The sequence below is a fragment of the Phyllobacterium calauticae genome, assembly GCF_019991125.1.
GTDB classification, from domain to species: domain Bacteria; phylum Pseudomonadota; class Alphaproteobacteria; order Rhizobiales; family Rhizobiaceae; genus Phyllobacterium; species Phyllobacterium calauticae.
Map to the genome: position 1 here is coordinate 1 of NZ_JAGENB010000023.1, position 2,490 is coordinate 2,490.

2 protein-coding genes are annotated in these 2,490 nt (G+C 57.6%); both read right to left on the bottom strand.

The window, feature by feature from the left end; all coding sequences use genetic code 11:
- Positions 1-54: 54 nt before the first annotated feature.
- Complete coding sequence (istB, locus tag J1W56_RS25735) at positions 55-864, bottom strand: IS21-like element helper ATPase IstB (RefSeq protein WP_223616131.1); 810 nt, start codon at positions 862-864, stop codon at positions 55-57.
- Positions 854-2,380, bottom strand: coding sequence for an IS21 family transposase (gene istA / locus J1W56_RS25740; protein ID WP_223616132.1), 1,527 nt, complete (start codon positions 2,378-2,380; stop codon positions 854-856). The genes istB and istA overlap by 11 nt, the downstream gene beginning before the upstream one ends.
- Positions 2,381-2,490: the final 110 nt, after the last annotated feature.

The window sequence follows — 2,490 nt, forward strand, 5'->3', positions numbered from 1 at the left end:
TGTTGATTTGCACTGAGAGCTGACCCGGGATTTGCGCCGAGAAGTGACCCGCCTTTAGGTATCGCTCGTGTTGGTGGTGGTCAAGTTCCTAGGCTTCTCCTTCGTTGTTTTGGGTTCATGAGCCGAGCTGTTCTTGAAGCGGAAACTGTCGTTTCCGGTTTCAAGGATGTGGCAATGATGGGTGAGCCGGTCGAGCAGCGCGGTTGTCATCTTTGCATCACCAAAGACGCTGGCCCATTCGCTGAAGCTGAGATTGGTGGTGATAATGACGCTGGTGCGCTCGTAGAGTTTGCTCAGCAGGTGGAAGAGCAACGCACCACCTGAAGCGCTGAATGGCAGATAACCAAGCTCGTCAAGGATGACCAGGTCGGAATGCACGAGGCGATTGGCGATCTGCCCCGAGCGACCTTGAGCCTTCTCCTGCTCAAGCGCGTTGACCAGCTCCACAGTTGAGAAGAACCGAACGCGCTTGTGATGCTGCTCGATGGCCTGGACACCGATCGCTGTGGCAACATGCGTTTTGCCCGTACCGGGGCCGCCGACCAGGACAATGTTGTTGGCGTCGTCGAGGAAGTTACAGCAGTGAAGCTGTTGTACGAGCGCCTCGTTGATCTCGCTGCTGCTAAAGTCAAATCCGTTCAGATCGCGGTAGGCAGGAAAGCGTGCCGTCTTGAGCTGATAGGCCGTAGACCGCACCTCTCGTTCGGCCGTCTCCGCCTTGAGGAGTTGCGACAGGATGGGAATGGCAGCTTCGAACGCCGGCGCTCCTTGTTCGGTCAGTTCACCGACGGCTTGGGCCATGCCGTGCATCTTCAGTTGCCGCAGCATGATAACGATCGCGCCGCTTGCCGGATTATGACGCATGGCGGACCTCCGTCTTTCTCAAGGTGTCGTACCGTTCCACATTGGCCTTGGGCTCGTTGGTAAGCGTCAGTGCCTGAGGTGCGTCGAGGGTTGGAGGCGTGAAGGATTTGCTGTCGACGAGGCGATGCAGCAGGTTCAGCACATGCGTCTTGGTGGGAACCCCGGACTTCAGCGCCATCTCCACGGCCTTCAGCACGGCTTGCTCGTCGTGCTGAAGGACAAGCGCCAGAATATCGACCATCTCGCGGTCGCCTCCGGGCTTCTTGAGCAGATATTGCTGCAGGTTCTTGAATGCGTCCGGTAGCTCGGCGAACGGAGCACCATTGCGCAGAGCGCCCGGCTTGCGCTGCACGACAGCCAGATAGTGCCGCCAGTCGTAGATGGTCTGTCCCGGCCGATCATGGGAACGATCGATGACGCGATGATGCGCGCAGACGATCTGACCTTCTGCTGCAACAACAATACGATCGGGATAGACCCGCAGGCTCACTGGCCGATTGGCGAAAGAAGCGGGGACGCTGTAGCGGTTGCGCTCCAGATGCACGAGGCAGGTTGGTGTGACCCGTTTCGTGTACTCGACGAACCCATCGAACGGCCTGGAAACGGGCATGAGAGCCGGCGCTTCCTCTGCCCAGATGTCGGCAATGGTGCCGCGCATCTGGCCATGTAGAGTCTTTGCCCAGAACTCCTTGCATTGAATCTCAAGCCAGTCATTTAGGGCTTCCAGTGACGGAAAGCGCGGCGTCGGTTGAAAGAAGCGATGACGCGCGTCCTGAACGTTCTTCTCCACCTGTCCCTTCTCCCAGCCGGCTGCAGGATTACAGAACTCGGGTTCGAACAGGTAATGGCTGGCCATTGCCATGAAACGGATATTGACGTCGCGCTCTTTTCCACGGCCAACCTTGTCGATCGCTGTGCGCATGTTGTCGTAGATGCCGCGGCCAGGAATTCCGCCGAAGACGCGGAACGCATGATTGTGCGCGTCGAATAGCATCTCGTGCGTTTGCAGCAGATAGGCCCGGACAATAAAGGCGCGGCTGTAGCTCAGCTTCGTATGCGCCACCTGCAGCTTCGTGCGCTCATTGCCAATCACCGCCCAATCCTCAGACCAGTCGAACTGGAACGCCTCACCCGGCTCAAATGCCAGGGGGACAAACGTGCCGCGTCCTGTTGTCTGGAGTTCTCTCTGCCGGTCCGCTTTCCATTCGCGAGCAAAGGCTGCAACGCGGCAGTAGGAGCCGTCATAGCCAAGGCTCACAAGATCAGAATGCAACTGCTTCATCGTCCGTTTCTGCTTGCGGCTCTTTTTGGATTCCGTCTTCAGCCAGACCGAGAAACGATCTGCAAACGGATCAAGCTTGCTCGGTCGCTCCGGTACCTTGAATCTCGGCTCCACGTCGCCGCCACGCAGGTATTTGCGGATAGTATTCCGCGATAGGCCCGTCCTGCGGCATATCTCCCGGATCGATAGATCATCCCGAAAATGCCAGCGTCGGATTACGCTCAGTAACGCCATGTCGATCACTCCAGTGCCCCCGCTGAAACCACAGGGGATGATTGAAACATGGGTCAATTCTCAGTGATATTTTCCCGCAATCCCGGGTCAGCTCTCAATGCAAATCAACA

Coding starts and splice junctions, on each gene's coding strand:
- istB (WP_223616131.1), bottom strand. CDS start 864: ATGCGTCATAATCCGGCAAGCGGCGCGATCGTTATCATGCTGCGGCAA.
- istA (WP_223616132.1), bottom strand. CDS start 2,380: ATGGCGTTACTGAGCGTAATCCGACGCTGGCATTTTCGGGATGATCTA.